Origin of the sequence: Streptomyces sp. NPDC004284, assembly GCF_042874035.1 — a bacterium.
Classification (GTDB): domain Bacteria; phylum Actinomycetota; class Actinomycetes; order Streptomycetales; family Streptomycetaceae; genus Streptomyces.
The window spans coordinates 70,467-88,354 of the sequence record NZ_JBIAMJ010000007.1 but is presented as its reverse complement, the minus strand read 5'-3'; the positions used below and the strand labels follow the sequence as shown (position 1 = coordinate 88,354).

Below are 17,888 nucleotides of genomic sequence, written 5' to 3'. Positions count from 1 at the left end.
ACCTCCTGCCGGGCGGTGAACCGCCTCCGCCGCACGGGGGAGGGGGGCCTCCGACCCGTACCCGCACCGGACCGGATTGACCCGGAAATCCAGAGGCTGATTGCACCCTGGGCAAGGGTCAATGGCTCCCTAGGGTGGTGCTCATGAACGAGACCGCGCCCTTCGCCCCGCTCCTCACCCGCGCCGCCGCCGCCGAGACCACCGCCGACCCGAGCAGCGTGATGACCCTCCTCGCCGACTCCGACACCACCGGCGGACGGCTCACCAGCTACCGCTCCTCGTTCGCGAAGGGCGCGGTCGGCGCCCCGGCGCACTTCCACACCAAGGCCTCCGAGATGTTCTTCGTGCTCGGCGGCTCGCTCCAGGTCCTGGTCGGCGAGGAGCTGACCGTCCTGGAGCAGGGCGACTTCCTCCTCGTCCCGCCGCACACCCCGCACGCCTTCGCGGCGGCGCCCGGCGCCGAGGCCGACGTCCTCTTCGTCTTCACCCCCGGCATGGCCCGCTTCGACTACCTGCGCCTCCTGGGCCGCGTCATGCGGGGCGAGGCGGGCTTCGAGGAGATCAAGGCCTCCTCGGAGCAGTACGACAACCACTACGTCGAGAGCCCGGTGTGGCAGAAGGCCCTCGCCGACCGTGCGTGACCCCGTGCGTCAGAGGCGGCGGGTCGCCAGCGTCATCCGGTCCCGCGCGTCGAACAGCGTGTCCCTGATCGTCCGCTCCTGGTCCGGGGTGAGCCGCGCCACCGGCACCGAGCAGCTGATCGCGTCCCGCGCCGGGGTCCGGTAGGGGATCGCGACGCCGAAGCAGCGCAGCCCCAGCGTGTTCTCCTCGCGGTCCACCGCGTAGCCCCGCTCGCGGACGACGTGCAGCTCCTCGATGAGCCGCTCGCGGTCGGTGACGGTGTGCTCGGTCAGCGCCGGGAGCGTCTCCGGGAGCAGCCCGCGGACCTGCTCGTCGCTGTGGGTGGCGAGCAGCGCCTTGCCCAGCGCGGTCGCGTGCGCGGGCAGCCGGCGCCCCACCCGGGTGAACGGCCGCAGATAGTGCTGGGACTGGCGGATCGCCAGATAGACCACGTCGGTGCCGTCGAGCCGCGCCAGATGGATGGTCTCGGTGGTGTCGTCGGAGAGCCGGTCGAGGGTGGGCCGGGCGGCGGCCACCACCTCGTCGCCGTCGAGGTAGGAGGTGCCGACGAGCAGCGCCCGCACCCCGATCCCGTACCGCGTGCCCGTCGCGTCCGTCTCCACCCAGCCCAGCTCGACCAGGGTGCGCAGCAGCATGTACAGGCTGGACTTGGGATAGCCGACGGCCTCCTGGACGGCGGCGAGCGAGTGCGTCCCGGGGCGTCCGGCGAAGAACTCCAGCAGCTCCACGGTCCGCACCGCGGACTTCACCTGTGCCCCGCCCGCGTCGGCAGTCCCCACGCCCAGCCCCCCTTTTCCGTTGTCCGGCAGCCCACCGGCGCCCCGGCCGGACGGGGCGCCTTGTGGAGACGGCCGGGCCGTCAATAGAGTCCCCTCCGGAACGCGTTCATCTACGGGAACCGCGTTCAGAGTAGCGAACAGGGGCGTGACGGTGGCGGCGGAATCAGTGTGGAGTGTGGACCCCCGGACGGGGAAGCCGCGCGAGGAGGTCGCGGTGGAGGCCACCACCGAGGAGGTCGACCGCGCCGTCAGGGCCGCGCACGCCGTCCGCGGGGCCCTCGCCGACCGGGCGCTGCGGGCCGCCTTCCTCCGTACCGCCGCCGACCTCCTCGACGCCTCCGGTGAGCACGTCGTCGAGGCGGCCGACGCCGAGACCGCCCTCGGGCCCGTCCGGCTCACCGGCGAACTCGCCCGCACCACCGCCCAGTTGAGGGCCTTCGCCGAGGTCGTCGAGGAGGGCTCCTTCCTCGACGTCCGGATCGACCTGCCCGACCCCACGACCACCCCGCCCCGGTGCGACCTGCGCCGCTGGAAGATCCCGCTCGGCGTCGTCGCCGTCTACGCGGCCAGCAACTTCCCGCTCGCCTTCTCCGTGCCCGGCGGCGACACCGCGAGCGCCCTCGCGGCCGGCTGCCCCGTGGTGATCAAGGCCCACCCCGACCACCCGGCCACCTCCGAGCTCTGCGCCTCCCTGCTGCGCCGGGCCGCCGCCAAGGCCGGACTCCCCGAGGACGTCGTCGTCCTCGTCCACGGCTTCGACGCGGGCGTGGAGCTCGTCCGCCACCCGCTCGTCGCGGCGGCGGGCTTCACCGGCTCGGTCCGCGGCGGCCGGGCCCTCTTCGACGCGGCCGTCACCCGGCCCGTCCCCATCCCCTTCCACGGCGAACTCGGCTCCCTCAACCCGGTCGTGGTCACCGAGGCCGCCGCAGCGGAGCGCGCCGAGGAGATCGGCGCGGGGCTCGCCGCCTCCATGACCCAGGGCGCCGGCCAGTTCTGCACCAAGCCCGGCTTCGTCCTCGCCCCCCGAGGGGCGGACGGCGACCGCTTCCTCGACGCCCTCACCGCCGCCGTCAGCGACACCGAACCGGCCGTCATGCTCGACCACCGGATGCGGGACGCCTTCGTCGCCGGGGTCGCCGAGCGCGCCGCGCTCGCCGGAGTGGACACCCCGGTCACCCCCGGCGCCGGCAGCCCCCACACCGTCAGCGCCGGCATCCTCGCCGTCGACGCGGCCCTGCTCACCGGAGGCGGCCACCACCTCCTCCTGGAGGAGTGCTTCGGACCGGTCACCGTCGTCGCCCGCTACGCCACGCGGGAGGAGGCGACCGCCGCCCTCGGCCTGCTCCCCGGCAACCTCACCGCCACCCTGCACATCGCCGAGAACTCCGCCGGGGATCCCGACGCCGCCCCGCTGCTCGCCGAACTCACGCCCCTGGCCGGCCGCGTCCTCGTCAACGGCTGGCCCACCGGCGTCGCCGTCGCCCCCGCCCAGCACCACGGCGGCCCCTACCCGGCCACCACCTCCACCTCCACCTCGGTCGGCGCGACCGCGATCGAGCGCTGGCTGCGCCCGGTCACGTACCAGTCGACGCCCGACCACCTCCTCCCGCCGGAACTCCGCGACGGCAACCCGCTGGGACTCCCGAGGCGCTGACGGTCAGTGCTCGACCCGCACCACGATCTTCCCGAGGTGCGTGTTCGACTCCATCAGCCGATGGGCGTCGGCGATCCGCTCCAGACCGTCGAAGGTCTCGGCGATCACCGGCGCCAGGGAGCCGTCCCGCAGTCCCGACCCGATGAACCCGGCCGCGCGCCGGCGGCCCTCCGCCGTCCTGGCGAGCGCCCCGTTCGCGTACGTGTGCGTGGTCAGCGGCCAGTTCGTCGACAGCTCGACCGGCCGCGGGTCCATCCAGCCGTAGAGGACGGCGGTGCCACCGGTCCGCAGCGCGTCGCCGAGCCGGGCGAAGCCGGGCCCGCCGATCGCGTCGAAGGCCAGGTCGGCGCCCGTGCCGCCGGTGATCCGCCGCACCTCCTCGACCAGGTCTTCCGTAGCCGTGGTCACCACGTGCGCGGCTCCCAGCTCCAGGAGGCGCTTCCGCTTCTCCTCGCCGCGGGTGGTGGCGATCGGTACGGCCCCGATCCGCAGCGCCGTCTGGAGCGCGGCCGTCCCCACCCCGCTCGACGCGCCCGTGATCACCACGTGGTCGCCGGGGCGCAGCCCGCCGGTCACCACCATCCCGCCGTACGCGGTGGAGTAGCCCAGCCACACCGCCGCCGCCGTCACCGCGTCCAGCCCCTCGGGCCGGGCCACCACGTACTCCTCCGGGAGCACCACCCGCTCCGCGTGCACCCCGTACCTCCCGAAGTCGAAGTTGGCCGCCGCCATCACCGGATCGCCCGGGGCGTACGCCGTGACGCTCGCGCCGACCGCCTCGACCACGCCCGCCGCCTCGTAGCCGAGCCGCGAACCCGGCAGCGTCGCCGGGTAGTAGTAGGTGCCGGCGCGGAACAGCGCCTCGGCGCGGTTGAGTCCGATCGCCTCGACCCGGACGAGGACCTCCCCGGGACCGGGCGCCGGCAGCGGCACCTCCTCGACCCGCAGCACCTCGGGGCCGCCGAGCTCGTGGAACAGAACCGCCTTCGTCGTCATGCCTGTTGTCGTCATGACCTCGACGTTAGGAGCGGCGAGCGAGACGATCCATGTCTCCCCGGCTCCCCGCCATGTCCGATCGTCTCGCGCGCTACGGTTCGGGGCATGGACGTACTGAGCGATGCCATCGCCGCCATGCGCACCGGGCTCCCGCACTCCTCCCGCACCGTCCGCCTCGCCCCCTGGGGCGTCCGCTACCCGTCGAGCGACAGCGCCGGATTCCACGCCGTCCTCCAGGGCACGGCCTGGCTGCTGCCCCCGGACGACGGCACCCCCGTCCGGCTCGGCCCCGGCGACGTCGTCCTCTTCGCCCACGGCACCGGCCACGGCATCGCCGACCGTCCCGACACCCCGCTCGTCGACGTCCTGCCCGCCCCCGACGGCTCCTGGCCCACCCGGCCGGACCGGGGACCCGTCGGCACCGAGGAGATCGTGATGCTCTGCGGCGCCTACCGGCTCAGCCGGGCCCGCGCCCACCCCCTGCTCACCGACCTGCCGCCGTTCGTCCACGTCCCCGCGAGGGCCGGATCCCACCCCCGGCTGCGCGCCGCCGTCGACCTCCTCGGCGCCGAACTCGCCGAACCCCAGCCGGGATCCGACGCCATCGTCCCCGCCCTCCTCGACACCCTGCTCCTGTACCTGCTGCGCACCTGGTGGCTCACCGAACGCGCCGACCGCTCCACCGGCTGGTCGGCCGCCCTGAGCGACCCGGCCGTCGCGGGCGCCCTGCGCGCCCTGCACGGCGACCCCGCCCGGGCGTGGACCGTCGAGGAGCTGGGCGCGCTCGGAGGCCTCTCCCGCGCCGCCTTCGCCCGCCGCTTCACCGCCCTCGTCGGACGTCCGCCCCTCGCGTACCTCACCTGGTGGCGCATGACCACGGCGGGCCGCCTCCTGCGCTCCGACGACCTCCCCCTCCGCGCGGTCGCCGAACGCTCCGGCTACTCCTCGGAGTTCGCCTTCGCCAAGGCCTTCAAGCGCGAGTACGGGGTGGCGCCCGGCCAGTACCGCAAGGGCGCCTAGCGGGCCCTGCGGCGGCGCGGCAGCCGCAGCGAGACCAGGGTCGTCAGGGCCAGCAGGCCGGCGCTGATCAGGAGGCTCGTGCGCAGGGCCGTCGCCATGTCCTGGGCGGCGAGGGAGCCGAAGACCGCGATGGCGAGGGCGCCCGCCGTCTGCCGGATCGCGTTCAGGAGGCCCGCCGCCGTGCCCGCCCGCTCCGCCGGGACGGCCTCCATCATCGCCGCGATCAGCGGCGGCAGGGAGAAACCGGCCCCGAGCGCGAGCGGCACGAGGAGCAGGGCCTGCGCCGCCCGCGAGGAGTCCGCGTCCACGGTGAGCAGGCCGAGGAGCCCGGCCACGGCGACGGTCTGGCCCAGGACGATCGGCAGCCGCGCCCCGTACCGCGCGGCCACCCTCGCCGACAGGATGTTCACCCCGGCGAGCAGCCCCGTCATCGGCAGGAACATCAGCCCCGCGCCGAGCGCCGAGAGCCCGAGCACCTGCTGGAAGAAGAGGCCGAACACGAAGACCATCCCGTAGAAGGCCACGCTGTTCGCCGAACCGGCCGCCACCGCCACCGCCACCGTCGTGTTCCGGAACAGCCCGAGCGGCACCATCGGATGCCGCCGCCGCGCCTCGATCAGCAGGAACGCGGCGAAGGACACCACCGCGACCCCCAGGGCCCACCAGGCCTCCGTGCCGCCCTCGATCGCGGCGAAGGTCAGCGCCCCGAGTGCCGCCATCGCGGTCAGCTGCCCCGGCAGGTCCAGCGGGGCCGCCCGGCGCTCCGAACGCGCGACCCGGGTCAGCAGGGCGAGCGCGAGGAGCCCGAGGGGCAGGTTGATGAAGAAGATCCCGCGCCAGCTCCAGGCCGTGGTCAGCGCCCCGCCCGCGACCGGGCCGAGCGCCACCGCGACCGTGCCGCCCGCCGCCCACAGCGACACCGCGCGGGCCCGCCGCCCGGGATCGCCGTACGCCTCCCGTACGAGGGCGAGCGAGGCCGGCAGCATCACGGCCGCCGCCGCGCCCTGCACCGTCCGGGCCGCCAGGAGCCCGGGGAGGCCGGGGGCCAGTCCGCAGGCGGCCGAGGCGAGGGTGAAGACGACGACCCCCGCCCCGTACGCCCTGCTCGCCCCGACCCGGTCGGCGAGCGCCCCGCTGGAGAGCAGCAGCGCGGCGAAGGCCAGCGTGTACGCGTCGACCACCCATTGCAGGCCCGTCATCCCGGCCCGCAGGTCGGCGCCGATCGCCGGCAGGGCGACGTTCACGACGGAGGTGTCGAGGGTGATGAGGGCGAAACCGAGCATGGCGGCGGCGAGGGCCGGGCCGGGGGAGGAGCCGGGGACGTCACGGCGGACAACGGGGGCCTTGGCGAGGGCTGTTGAGGACATGCGCCCAGCTTCGTGAGCCGCGCGCCCGTACAGTAGTGGCTGGAATGCCATACGACCGGAGGTTCTGGCCATGCCGACGCCGCCGCCGATGCCGACCCCGCCCGCCCCGCCCGGCGGGTCCGCCGCGCCCGGCACGTCCGGTGGGCCCGCCGGGTCCGGCGCGTCCCCCGCTTCCCGGGTCCGGCGCGTCGCCGTGATCGCGGCCCCGCCCGTCTCGATGTTCAACCTGGCCATCCCGGAGATGCTCTTCGGCAAGGTCGAGATCGACGGCCGGCCCGGGTACGAGACGGTCATCTGCGCCCCCGACCCCGGGCCCGTCACCACCACCGGCGGCCTCGACCTGGTCGTCCCGCGCGGACTCGAAGCCGTCGAGGGGGCCGACACCGTGATCCTCGCGGGCAGCGGCGCCTACGAGGACCCCGACCCGCGCGTCCTCGACGTCCTGCGCGCGTCCGCCGACGGGGGCAAGCGGATCGCCTCCATCTGCACCGGCGCCTTCGCGCTCGCCGAGGCCGGGCTGCTCGACGGCCGGGCGGCGACGACGTACTGGGCGTACCGCCCGCTGCTCGCGTCCCGGCATCCGGCCGTGGACCTCCAGGACGACGTCCTGTTCGTCCAGGACGGCCCCGTGCTCACCTCCTCCGGGTACGCGGCGGGCATCGACCTCTGCCTGCACGTCATCCGCACCGACCACGGCGCAGCCGTCGCCAACGCCGTGGCCCGGCTCGCCCTCGTCGCGCCCGTCCGGCCCGGCGGCCAGACCCAGTTCACCCAGACCCCGCTGCCGCCCGAGCGCGGGGTCTCCTTCGCCGACACGCGCGCGTGGGCGATGGAACACCTCGACGAACCCCTCGGCCTCGGCGACCTCGCCCGGCACGCCGGGGTCTCCGTCCGCACCCTCTCCCGCCGCTTCCACGCGGAGACCGGCGTCAGCCCGCTCCAGTGGCTGCTCCACCAGCGCGTCGAGCGGGCGAAGGAGCTCCTGGAGACCACCTCCCTCCCCATGGACCGGCTGGCCCGCGCGAGCGGACTCGGCACGGCGGACTCCCTCCGGCAGCACCTCCTGCGCCGCACCGGCCTCACCCCGAGCGCCTACCGGGCCTCCTTCGACCGCATGGTGCCGCGCCTCACACCGGGGCCGGAAACGGAATGAACCGGACCGCCGCGCGCGTTCCCCCTGCGGTACACCCCACCGGCAATCCATCGGAGAGAAGTCACATGCGCGTCGAGATCTGGAGCGACATCGCCTGCCCCTGGTGCTACATCGGCAAGGCCCGCTTCGAGAAGGGGCTCGCGGCCTTCGCCCACCGCGACGACGTCGAGGTCGTGCACCGCTCCTTCGAGCTCGACCCGAACCGCGCCAAGGGCGACCGGGGCCCGGTCCTGGAGATGCTGGCGAAGAAGTACGGCCGGACGCTCGCCGAGGCCCGCGCCATGGAGGCGCACGTCGCGTCGAACGCGCGCTCCGAGGGTCTCGACTACCGCGTCGAGGGCCGCGACCACGGCAACACCTTCGACATCCACCGGCTCCTCCACCTCGCCAAGGAGCGCGGCCGCCAGGGCGAGCTCCTGGACCTGGCCTACCGGGCCAACTTCGCCGAGGAGCGCTCCGTCTTCGACGCCGAGACCCTGGTGACCCTCGGCGTGGAGGCCGGTCTCGACGAGGCCGAGGTCCGGGCCGTCCTCGCCGACGAGACCGCGTACGCCGACGCCGTACGGGCGGACGAGCGCGAGGCCGCCGAACTCGGCGCCAACGGCGTGCCGTTCTTCGTCCTCGACCGCACGTACGGCGTCTCCGGCGGCCAGCCCGCCGAGGTCTTCACCCAGGCCCTGGAGCAGGCCTGGCAGGGCCGCGCCCTGCAGCCGGTCGGCGCCGACGCGGAGGTCTGCGGCCCGGACGGCGCCTGCGAGGTCCCGCAGGCCTGACCGCACCGCTGCCGACCTGCGGAGACAAGAGCGGCTTGGGGTCTCCCCGCGATCGGATCGCCATTGACGGGTGATCGCGGGGGGACCCAGGGTGGGGGCATGGATTCCCTGGAACAGCCGCTCGGCGGCGCCGAATTCGCGCCCAAGAAGACCTATCTGAACACCTCCGCCTGCGGGCTGCTGCCCCGCCGGACCATCGAGGCGATCACCCTCCTCGCCGAGGAGACCGCCGACGGCCGCCCCGGCGGCGCCGGCAGCTTCGACATCGTGGACGAGGCCCGCGCCGCCTTCGGCCGGATCGCCGGGGTCTCCCCCGAGCGCGTCGCCGTGGGCAGCTCGGTCGCGGTGCACTGCGGGATGATCGCCCAGTCGCTGCCCGCCGGGTCCGAGGTCCTCTTCCCCGAGGGCGAGTTCTCCTCCGTCGTCACCCCCTTCACGATCCGCGGCGACCTCAAGGTCCGCTTCGCGCCCCTGGAGCGGTTCGCCGAGTCCGTGCGGCCCGGGACCGCGCTCGTCGCCTTCTCGGCCGTGCAGTCGGCGGACGGGCGTACGGCCGACTTCGCGGCGATACGGGAGGCCGCGGCCGCCCACGGCGCGCGCACCCTCCTGGACGCCACCCAGTCGGCGGGCTGGCTGCCGCTGCGCGCGGGGGAGTGGGACTACACGGTCGCCGGCGGCTACAAGTACCTGCTCTGCCCGCGCGGGGCGTCCTTCCTCACCGTCACCGAGGAGGCGCAGGACTCGCTGCTCGCCATCCACGCGGGCTGGGTCACGGGCGAGGAGCTGTGGGTGAACAGCTACGGCCCGGTCCGTGAACTGGCCCGCTCCGCCCGCCGGTTCGACGAGCCGGCGGCCTTCCTCTCGTACCACGGGGCGGCCCGTTCGCTCGCCCTCCTGGAGGAGATCGGCATCGAGCGCATCGAGGCCCACGACAAGGGGCTGGCGGCCCGCTTCCGCTCCGGGCTCCTCGCCCTCGGGCACGCGCCGGTCATGGACGACTCGACGGTCGTCGCCGTCCCGGGCCTCGGCGACCGGGCGGACGCCCTGCGCGAGGCCGGTGTCCTGCTCTCGGCCCGCGCGGGCAATCTGCGGGCCTCCTTCCACCTGTACAACACGGCGGCGGACGTGGACCGCGTCCTGGAGGTCCTGGCGGGCTGAGCGCCCGCCGCGCCGCGGTCCAGGCCCCGCACCGCGGTTCGGTGAGTCAGCAGACGGCACCCGGTCCGGGCGGGCAGTCGCCCTCCTCCTCGCTCAGGTTCTCGCCCAGGAGGCCGAGCAGGCGGGCGAGCTCCGCCCGGTCGGCCGGGGCGAGCCCGGCCAGGGTGCTCTCCTCCAGGTCGGCCCAGGCGCCCTCGACCCCGGCGCGCAGGGCCAGGCCCTGTTCCGTCGCCTCGACGAGGACCGCGCGCCGGTCGGCCGGGTCCGGGCTGCGGCGGACGTACCCGCACTGCTCCATGCGCTGGAGCATCTTGGTCACCGTGGAGGGGTCGAGGCCGAGGGACTGGATGAGCTCCGACTGGCGGGCCGCCCCGCAGTCCCACAGGCGCATCATCATCAGTTCCTGGCCCGGGTAGAGGCCGAGGTCCTTCAGTCGCCGTCCCATGGCGATCCGGTGGAGCCGCGCGACCCGCGCCAGGGTCTCGCTGACGGTCCCGGCGCACGCGGCGGAGGGCTGCGGGCCGCCGGACGGGGCGGTACAGACGGGGTCGGTTCCAGGCATGCGGGCTCCTCGGGACGGCTCTTCCGCAAGATTACCTTGGCTGGCCAATGAATGGGGGTTACAGTGGCAGCGGCCCGATTAGTTGGCCGACCACATATTCATGTGAGGGACTTGCCGTGACCACTGCCTTCGACCCCGTCGACCTCGCCGGAACCCGCCTCGCCAACCGCATCGCGATGGCCCCGATGACCCGCAGCCGCGCCAACGGTCAGGACGGCACCCCCACCGCGGCCACCGTCGAGTACTACGCCCAGCGCGCCTCCGCCGGCCTCATCATCACCGAGGGGACCCAGCCCGTCCCCGAGGGGCAGGGCTATCCCGACACCCCCGGACTGCACAGCCGCGCGCAGATCGCCGCCTGGCGCGAGGTCACCGCCGCCGTCCACGAGCGCGGCGGGCGGATCTTCGCCCAGCTCATGCACACCGGACGGATCGGCCACCCCGACCTCCTCGACGGCGACCTCCACCCCGTCGGCCCCTCGCCGATCGCCGCCGCCGGCCAGGTCTACACCCACGAGGGCCCCAAGGACTACGTCACCCCGCGCGAACTCACCGGCGACCAGGTGCGCGAGGCGATCGCCGGCTTCGCCTCCGCCGCCCGCAACGCCATCGAGGCCGGCTTCGACGGCGTCGAGATCCACGGCGCCAACGGCTACCTCGTCCAGCAGTTCCTCGCCACCGGCTCCAACCGGCGCACCGACGAGTGGGGCGGCCCGGTCGAGAACCGCATCCGCTTCGCCGTCGAGACCGTCAAGGCCGTCGCGGCCGAGATCGGCCCCGAGCGCACAGGCCTGCGCATCTCCCCGGCCAACGTGTACAACGACATCTCCGAGAGCGACACCGAGGAGACCTACACCGCCCTCGTCGACGCGATCGAGCCGGTCGGCATCGCCTACCTGCACATCACGGAGCCCACGGCCGAGGTCCGCGGACTGACCCTCGACCTGCGCAAGCGGTTCTCCGGCACCCTCGTCCTCAACCCGGCCACCGAGGAACCGACCGGCCCCGACGCCCTGGCCCTGATCGAGGACGGCACCGCCGACCTCATCGCGTACGGCGCGCTGTTCCTCGCCAACCCCGACCTGCCCGCCCGGCTGCGGGCCGGCGGCCCGTACAACACCCCGGACCGCGCGACCTTCTTCGGCGGCGACCACCGCGGATACACCGACTACCCCGCGCTGTAGCACCCTCCCGGGCGTGCGAAAGGGCGGGATCCGGCACCGGACCCCGCCCTTCGGCCGTACGGGACTACACCCAGGCCCCGGTGACCGCCCGGCGCGCGCCCTCCAGGTCCACCGCGCGGCCCGACTCGCCGAGCGCCGCGCCCAGGGCCGCGAGCGAGGACTGCACGGCCCCCGGCGTCGCGTCCACCCCGTAGTGGTTGACCCGGATCATCTCCTTGGCGAGCGCCCCGCCGCCCGCGACCAGCGGCAGCGACGGATCGGCCGCGAGGGCCTTCGCCACCAGCTCAGAGGCGTCCAGACCCGTCGGCGCCCGCAGCGTCGTCGCCACCGGCGCCGCGTCCTTCGCCTCGTGCACGTACGGCTCCAGACCGCCGCCCAGGGCCAGCGCGCCCGCACGGGTCGCGGCCGCCGCCGAGGCGTGCCGGGCCATCAGCGCGTCCAGGCCCTCGGTCTCGATCCGCTCCAGGCAGGCCTCCAGGGCCAGCATCTCCAGCTGCGCCGGAGCGTGCAGCAGGGCCTTGCGGCCGCCGTCGATCCAGCGCTCCTTCCAGTCCAGGAGGGAGAGGTACGAGCGGCGCGGCGCGGCCGGGTTGGCGGCGAACCGCTCCCAGGCCCGTGCGCTCACCGACACCGCCGACACGCCCGCGGGACCGCCCATCGCCTTCTGCGCGCCGATGATGCACATGTCCACGCCCCAGGCGTCCGGCAGCACCGGCTCGGCGCCGATCGACGCCACCGCGTCCAGGTAGAACAGCGCGCCGTGCGCCCGCACGACCTCGCCGATCTCCGCCACCGGATTGGTGTTCCCGGTCGCCGCCTCCGCGTGCACCAGCGACACGAAGTCGATCTCCGGGTGCTCCGCGAGCGCCCGCTCCACCTGCTCCGCCGTCACCGCCGTGTGGAACGGCACCTCCAGGTCGACCACGGTCGCCCCGCAGTCCCGCAGCCAGTTCCCGAAGGTCTGCCCGTACGGACCGGTGACGACGTTCAGCGCCGTCGAACCGGCCCGCGCGCCGCTGCGGATGCATCCCTCCAGGGGCAGCAGCGCCTCGCCCTGGGTGATCACCACGTCCTGCTCCGTGGAGAGCAGGGCGGCCACCCGGCGCTCGATGGACGCGAAGTGCGCGGCGGTCAGCGGGGCCAGATCCAGCAGCGGATGTGTCACGGTCACGGAGGGTTCCTTCTTCGGTGTCGCATGCGTGTCGCATACATCGGAATGAGGCTCGGGCCAGCCTAAGCGCCCCTCGGGCCCCGCCCGCGCGGCACCGCCTCCCGAACGGGAGACCGTGCGCCGTCACGACGGTGTGCGGAACCTGTCACAGGGCCCGTACCGCCGGTCCCGGGAGCTTCCCCCGGGGCCCCGCCGGTGGGATGGTGCGGGCCGGAGCGGTGCCGCAGGAGGCCGCCGGGAGGAACGGGAAGGACACCATGGTGCGAAGAGCCGGCAGGGACGGCGGAAGCGTGGGAACGGGGCGGCTGCGCCGGGCGGCGGTGGCCGCCGCCGCGCTGGCCGTCGCCGCACCGCTGACCCTCGGTGCCGCGGGGGACGCGGGAGCGGCGGCTTCGAGCGGGACGGCGACGGCGCTGCCGTCGGCCGTGTACCGCCCGATCGTCTTCGCCCGCTACGACACGGCGGCACCCGTCGAGGACCTGTACGCGATGTCCCCGACCGGCGGCGCGCTCGTCAAGCTCACCCACACCCCCGACATCAGCGACGTGATGCCCAGCTGGTCCCCGGACGGCAAGCGGGTGGCGTTCGTGCGGTACGGCTCCGGGGGCGCGATCAACGGCATCTGGACGATGAACAACACGGGCGGCGACCTGAAGGCCGTGCCCGGCACCACGGACGCCTCCGACCCGGCATGGTCCCCGGACGGGAAGAAGATCGCCTACTCCAAGCCGGTCGACGGCCAGCGCGAGATCTACGTGGCCGACGTCGACGGCACCCCCGCCACCCGGCTCACCGACACCCCGGAGGACGAGTTCCACCCGACGTGGTCCCCGGACGGCAAGAACCTGGCGTACAGCCGCGCGGACGCGGCCGGACACAGCCGACTGCTGCGGATCGAGCTGTCCACCCTGGTCCAGACGCCGATCACCCTGTCCTTCTCCCAGGACTGGACGCCCGACTGGTCGCGCGGCGACCGGATCGTCTTCAGCAGGGCGGACGGCACCGGCTTCACCCACCTCTACTCCGTCCGCCCCGACGGCTCGGGGATCACCCCCCTCACCTCGGGGCAGGCCAACGACAAGTTCCCCTCCTGGTCCACGGACGGCAGACTCCTGGTCTTCACCCGGGGCGGCACCGACGACGCCGACCCCGAGCACCTCTTCCGGGTCAGGGCCGACGGCACCGGACTGACCCAGCTCACCAAGATCGGCTCGCACGACCTGGAGGCCGACTGGCGCCCGTGACCCGCGCCCTCGACACGGCTCGTAGAGTGCCGGTATGAGCGATCACGAGGTGCTGCACGTGAAGGGGCGGGTGCTCGTCGGCCCGGAGGACGTCCGCGACGAACTGTGGTGCGTCGACGGGCGGATCACCTTCGAGCGGCCCGCCGCCGAGGCCGTGACCGTCGAGGGCTGGGTGCTCCCCGGACTCGTCGACGCCCACTGCCACGTCGGCCTCGACCGGCACGGCCCCGTCGACGAGGCCACCAGCGAGAAGCAGGCCCTCACCGACCGGGACGCCGGCACCCTGCTCATCCGGGACGCGGGCTCGCCCTCCGACACCCGCTGGATCGACGACCGCGAGGACCTCCCGAAGATCGTCCGGGCGGGCCGGCACATCGCCCGCACCCGCCGGTACATCCGTAACTACGCCCACGAGATCGAGCCCGCCGACCTCGTCGCGTACGTCGGCCGGGAGGCCCGCCGCGGCGACGGCTGGGTCAAGCTCGTCGGCGACTGGATCGACCGCGAGGCGGGCGACCTCACGGCCTGCTGGCCGCGCGCCGAGGTCGAGGCGGCCATCGCCGAGGCGCACCGGCTCGGCGCCCGGGTCACCGCGCACTGCTTCGCCGAGGACTCGCTCCGGGACCTCGTCGAGGCGGGCATCGACTGCATCGAGCACGCCACCGGGCTCACCGAGGAGACGATCCCGCTCTTCGCGGAGCGCGGCGTCGCCATCGTCCCCACCCTCGTCAACATCGCGACCTTCCCGCACCTCGCCGACGGCGGCGAGGCGAAGTTCCCCCGCTGGTCGGCCCATATGCGCCGGCTCCACGAGCGCCGGTACGACACCGTCCGCGCCGCCTTCGACGCGGGCGTGCCCGTCTTCGTCGGCACCGACGCGGGCGGCTCCCTCGCCCACGGCCTGGTCGCCGAGGAGGTCGAGGAGCTCACCAAGGCCGGGATCCCGCCGGTCGACGCGCTCGCGGCCACCGCCTGGGGGGCCAGGGCCTGGCTGGGCCGCCCCTCCCTGGAGGAGGGCGCCCCCGCCGACCTCGTCGTCTACGGCGAGGACCCGCGCGCGGACGTCCGCGTCCTGGCGGCGCCGCGCCGGGTCGTCGTCAACGGGCGGGTCCTGGCCTGACGCCGGGGGCGTTCGGGCGTCCGGGCGTTCGGGCGTTCGGGCGTTCAGCGGCTCAGGAAGGCGAGCCGGGCCCGCTTCTCGGGGATGAACACCTCCGGCAGGTCCACCTCCGGCAGCACGACCTCGGGCCCCAGCACGAAACCGGCCCGCACGAGCCGGGCGATCGCCTTCTCGTTGGCGGCGTCCGGCTCGACCACGATCCGCGCGTGCTCCTTCAGGGAGAAGGCGATCAGCGCGGTCAGCAGCCGGCCCGTGAACCCGGGCTCCGGGGCGAGACCGGGCGCGACGAACAGATGCACGCCGATGTCCCCGGGCCGCACCTCGTAGCACTCGCTCACGCGGTCGGCCCCGGGGTCGTACGTCTGGAAGAGGGCCACCGGCTCGCCGTCCCGGGCGATCAGGAAGCCGTGGTGGGTGTCGAGCGAGTCGAGGTGCGCGTAGACCTCCCGCACCTGCTCCACGGTCGTCCCGACCATCCCCCAGAAACGGGCCCGCTCCTCGTTGACCCAGCCGTGCAGGAGCGGCGCGTCCCCGTCGGGGTCGACGGGCCGGACCGTGACGGTCCCGAAGCCCTCGACGGTCTGGACGTGGACGTGTTCGGGGCCGGTCATCCCTGCTCCTTGGTGAGGCGGTTCCAGTCGGTGGTGACCGGGGCGAGCTCGCCCCGCAGCCACAGGGGGAGTTGGTCGCGGTGGTGCGGGTCGCCGGGGACCCCGGACGCGCCGAACGGCACGATCCAGCGGCTCCGCTCCCGGTCGGCCAGGTCCCAGACGTACCGGGCGGCGGAAGCGCGGGCGCTGCGGTCGGTCCACCCGGGCACGCTGGACGTGGAGAGCACACAGTCGTGGTCCCCGCCGAGCCCCGGCCACCGCTCGTCGTCCGGATCGGGCAGCGCCTGCCAGGGCGCGAGCCGGTGCGTCACGCCCCAGGCGGCGGGCGGCTCGCCCTCGCCGACCTCGTCGAGCGCCTCCCGCACGATCCGGTCGACCTCCCCCACGGGCACGGGCCCGGTCACGAGCAGGGTCTCCAGCGCGAAGGCCACACGCGGCCCGAGCGCGAGCCACGGCCGGAACAGCTCGGGGTACGGGGCGGGTTCACGCAGCCCCGCGAAGGCCTCGTGCCCGGCGAGCCGCCGCACGACGGCCCCGCGCACGGCCGCGTACAGCCCCGCGTCGGCGCTGTCGGCGTCCATCCGCCGGTCCCAGCCGAGCAGTTGCTCCCGGACACGGGCCCCGGCGGGGGAGAGGAGCGGGGCCGGGCCGCCGCCGGCGCCGCCCGTGTCGGACCCACGGGGTGTGCCGCGGGGCGCGCTCGCACGGGGCCCGTGCGACTCGTGCGGCGCGTCCGCCCCGGGCCGCCCGGGGGCGTCACCCGCGCGTCGCACCGCCTCCAGGAGGCGGGCCGCCGAGGGGTTGTCGGTGTCCGTGTGGATCGCGGCGGTCGACTCCGGGGTCCAGGACGCCGAGGCGCCGAGCAGCGCGCCGATCCGGGCCGCCCGGTGCGGCGGGGCGAACTCGACGCCCAGGGGCGCGGCCAGGCCCCGGGCGTTGGCCATGACGGCGTGGCCGCGGACCTCGGCGCGGGGCAGGGACGCCGGGGCGTCGGCCCAGGCGTGCGCGGGGTCCCAGGCGGGCACGACGCGCAGGGAGTTGACCCGGTCCCGTACGGGCACGTGGCCGGCGACCCGGTGCAGGAGGCCGCCCCGGGTGTCCGCGGCCTGGACGACGTTCACCGGCTCGACCCAGCCGTCGAGGGCGGCGTCCACATCGGCGACGGTCCGGGCGCGCAGCAGCGCGGGCAGCACCCCGAAGCCGAGCTCCCCGGTGACCCGGGGCGGGTACCGCAGGGCGACGGCCTCCCACACGGGGGAGCCGCCCTGGGGCTCGCCGTCCGGCGTCGAGGCGTCGGTCCCTGTCGAGGTACCTGCCCCGGGCTCGCCGTCCACCGGCGTGCCGGCCGGGGGTTCGTCGCCCATCGCCGGGGTGCCCGCCCCGGGCTCCCCGGCCGGGTCGATGATCACCGGCCCCCGGGCCGTCTCGATCACCTCGATCACCACCGGTTCCGCGCCGGCGACCTCGATCGTCTCCGGGTGTGCGGCGGCGGGGGCCCAGCCGTGCGGGCCGAGGGCCTCGACGGTGCCGTCGGGGAGCCGTCGCAGCCGTTCGCGGTAGAGGTCCTGGTAGTCGGCCATGGCGTTGGTGATGGCCCAGGCCACGGGGCCGGTGTGGCCGAAGTGGGCGAGGCCGGGGACGCCGGGGACGGCGAGGCCCACCACGTCGTACGCGGGACAGGCGAGCCGGATCTGCTGGTAGACGCCCGGCGCCTCGATGAACCGGTGCGGGTCGCCGGCGACGAGGGCCGCGCCGCTCGCGGTCCGTCCGCCGGCCACGACCCAGCCGTTGGAGCCGGCGGTGCCGGGGCCGTCGGTCGCGAACAGCTCCGTCCACCGCTCGCCGAGCCGCCGGGCGACCTCGTCCCGCCACAGCTTGGTGGGGAAGCCGGCGAAGAGGACGTGGGCGGAGAGCCAGACGGCGAGCGGGGTCCACGGCTCCCACCGGCCGGGCGCGAGGCCGGTCTCCGCGAATTCGGGGGCGCGGGCGGCGCCTTCGGCGAGGCCGTCGTTGACCCCGTCCACGTACGCGCGCACCCACGCGGCCGTCGGCGCGTCGGTCTCTTCGAGCCGCTCGAAGCAGCGGCGGGCGGTGTCGGCGAGCCGGGCCCGCCGGGCGAAGGCGTCCCAGCCGGCCTCGGCGGCACCGAGGAAGGCGGCCGTGGTGCCCCGGGCCCGGTGCCGTTCGACCTCCAGCTGCCAGGCGCGGTCGAGGGCGGTGACCCGGCCCTGGGCGAAGGAGAGTTCGTCCGGGTCGGCGGCGCGCAGATGAGGGACGCCCCAGGCGTCCCGGTAGACCTCGATGCTCACGCCGACCCCGATCCCGTCCGTTCCCGTTCGCGCCAGCTTCTTAGGTTAGGCTGGCCTAAATTAATCTACAGGAGTCCTGGAGGGGGTCGGTGCGCCGGGTTGACGATCCGTGACCCGGAGGCGCCGCGACTCGTTCTCACCGATT

The 17,888-nt window shown here is 74.9% G+C and carries 16 protein-coding genes; 9 read left to right on the top strand and 7 right to left on the bottom strand.

What is annotated here, in order from left to right:
- Nucleotides 1–143: 143 nt before the first annotated feature.
- Entirely contained in the window at nucleotides 144–641 is a 498-nt protein-coding gene (locus tag ACFYUS_RS19710; RefSeq protein ID WP_388853259.1) for a cupin domain-containing protein, read from the top strand.
- A 9-nt stretch (nucleotides 642–650) separates the two neighbouring features.
- On the opposite strand, the gene ACFYUS_RS19705 is transcribed toward ACFYUS_RS19710, so the two are convergent.
- Nucleotides 651–1,421 carry an IclR family transcriptional regulator gene (locus ACFYUS_RS19705; protein ID WP_388853256.1) on the bottom strand — a complete coding sequence of 257 codons (771 nt, stop codon included), beginning with the start codon at nucleotides 1,419–1,421 and terminating at the stop codon, nucleotides 651–653.
- A gap of 151 nt (nucleotides 1,422–1,572) precedes the next feature.
- Here ACFYUS_RS19705 and ACFYUS_RS19700 point away from each other — a divergent pair, with 151 nt between their 5' ends.
- Nucleotides 1,573–3,075, top strand: coding sequence for an aldehyde dehydrogenase (NADP(+)) (locus ACFYUS_RS19700; RefSeq protein ID WP_388853253.1), 1,503 nt, complete (start codon nucleotides 1,573–1,575; stop codon nucleotides 3,073–3,075).
- Nucleotides 3,076–3,078: 3 nt separating this feature from the next.
- Here ACFYUS_RS19700 and ACFYUS_RS19695 read toward each other — a convergent pair whose 3' ends face one another.
- On the bottom strand, nucleotides 3,079–4,086 hold the full coding sequence (locus tag ACFYUS_RS19695; RefSeq protein WP_388853250.1) for a zinc-dependent alcohol dehydrogenase family protein: 1,008 nt from the start codon (nucleotides 4,084–4,086) through the stop codon (nucleotides 3,079–3,081).
- A gap of 90 nt (nucleotides 4,087–4,176) precedes the next feature.
- On the opposite strand from ACFYUS_RS19695, the gene ACFYUS_RS19690 reads away from it, so the two are divergent.
- Nucleotides 4,177–5,091, top strand: a complete 915-nt coding sequence (locus ACFYUS_RS19690; protein ID WP_388853247.1) for an AraC family transcriptional regulator — start codon at nucleotides 4,177–4,179, stop codon at nucleotides 5,089–5,091.
- On the opposite strand, the gene ACFYUS_RS19685 is transcribed toward ACFYUS_RS19690, so the two are convergent.
- A complete protein-coding gene (locus tag ACFYUS_RS19685) occupies nucleotides 5,088–6,458 on the bottom strand; it encodes an MFS transporter (RefSeq protein WP_388853244.1) in 1,371 nt (456 codons plus the stop codon). The two genes, ACFYUS_RS19690 and ACFYUS_RS19685, sit on opposite strands and share 4 nt — an antisense overlap.
- A 217-nt stretch (nucleotides 6,459–6,675) precedes the next feature.
- On the opposite strand from ACFYUS_RS19685, the gene ACFYUS_RS19680 reads away from it, so the two are divergent.
- From ACFYUS_RS19680 to ACFYUS_RS19670, 3 genes are all read left to right on the top strand, one after another.
- Entirely contained in the window at nucleotides 6,676–7,611 is a 936-nt protein-coding gene (locus ACFYUS_RS19680; RefSeq protein ID WP_388854125.1) for a GlxA family transcriptional regulator, read from the top strand.
- A 65-nt stretch (nucleotides 7,612–7,676) separates the two neighbouring features.
- The gene (locus tag ACFYUS_RS19675; protein ID WP_388853241.1) at nucleotides 7,677–8,384 is read left to right on the top strand and encodes a DsbA family oxidoreductase; all 708 of its coding nucleotides are present in this window, start codon (nucleotides 7,677–7,679) and stop codon (nucleotides 8,382–8,384) included.
- 99 nt (nucleotides 8,385–8,483) lie between these two features.
- Nucleotides 8,484–9,542, top strand: coding sequence for an aminotransferase class V-fold PLP-dependent enzyme (locus tag ACFYUS_RS19670; protein WP_388853238.1), 1,059 nt, complete (start codon nucleotides 8,484–8,486; stop codon nucleotides 9,540–9,542).
- Nucleotides 9,543–9,588: 46 nt separating this feature from the next.
- Here ACFYUS_RS19670 and ACFYUS_RS19665 read toward each other — a convergent pair whose 3' ends face one another.
- Complete coding sequence (locus ACFYUS_RS19665) at nucleotides 9,589–10,104, bottom strand: MarR family winged helix-turn-helix transcriptional regulator (protein ID WP_388853235.1); 516 nt, start codon at nucleotides 10,102–10,104, stop codon at nucleotides 9,589–9,591.
- Nucleotides 10,105–10,220: 116 nt separating this feature from the next.
- Here ACFYUS_RS19665 and ACFYUS_RS19660 point away from each other — a divergent pair, with 116 nt between their 5' ends.
- Complete coding sequence (locus ACFYUS_RS19660) at nucleotides 10,221–11,288, top strand: alkene reductase (protein ID WP_388853232.1); 1,068 nt, start codon at nucleotides 10,221–10,223, stop codon at nucleotides 11,286–11,288.
- Nucleotides 11,289–11,352: 64 nt separating this feature from the next.
- On the opposite strand, the gene ACFYUS_RS19655 is transcribed toward ACFYUS_RS19660, so the two are convergent.
- Complete coding sequence (locus tag ACFYUS_RS19655; protein WP_388854122.1) at nucleotides 11,353–12,453, bottom strand: pyridoxal-phosphate-dependent aminotransferase family protein; 1,101 nt, start codon at nucleotides 12,451–12,453, stop codon at nucleotides 11,353–11,355.
- 263 nt (nucleotides 12,454–12,716) lie between these two features.
- Between ACFYUS_RS19655 and ACFYUS_RS19650 the strand changes: the two genes are divergently transcribed.
- A complete protein-coding gene (locus ACFYUS_RS19650) occupies nucleotides 12,717–13,703 on the top strand; it encodes a hypothetical protein (RefSeq protein WP_388853229.1) in 987 nt (328 codons plus the stop codon).
- A 34-nt stretch (nucleotides 13,704–13,737) separates the two neighbouring features.
- Complete coding sequence (locus ACFYUS_RS19645; RefSeq protein WP_388853226.1) at nucleotides 13,738–14,823, top strand: amidohydrolase family protein; 1,086 nt, start codon at nucleotides 13,738–13,740, stop codon at nucleotides 14,821–14,823.
- Nucleotides 14,824–14,867: 44 nt separating this feature from the next.
- On the opposite strand, the gene ACFYUS_RS19640 is transcribed toward ACFYUS_RS19645, so the two are convergent.
- Both ACFYUS_RS19640 and ACFYUS_RS19635 read right to left on the bottom strand, forming a co-directional pair.
- A complete protein-coding gene (locus ACFYUS_RS19640; protein WP_388853223.1) occupies nucleotides 14,868–15,434 on the bottom strand; it encodes a GNAT family N-acetyltransferase in 567 nt (188 codons plus the stop codon).
- Nucleotides 15,431–17,743, bottom strand: a complete 2,313-nt coding sequence (locus ACFYUS_RS19635) for a penicillin acylase family protein (protein ID WP_388853220.1) — start codon at nucleotides 17,741–17,743, stop codon at nucleotides 15,431–15,433. The genes ACFYUS_RS19640 and ACFYUS_RS19635 overlap by 4 nt, the downstream gene beginning before the upstream one ends.
- Nucleotides 17,744–17,888 lie beyond the last annotated feature (145 nt).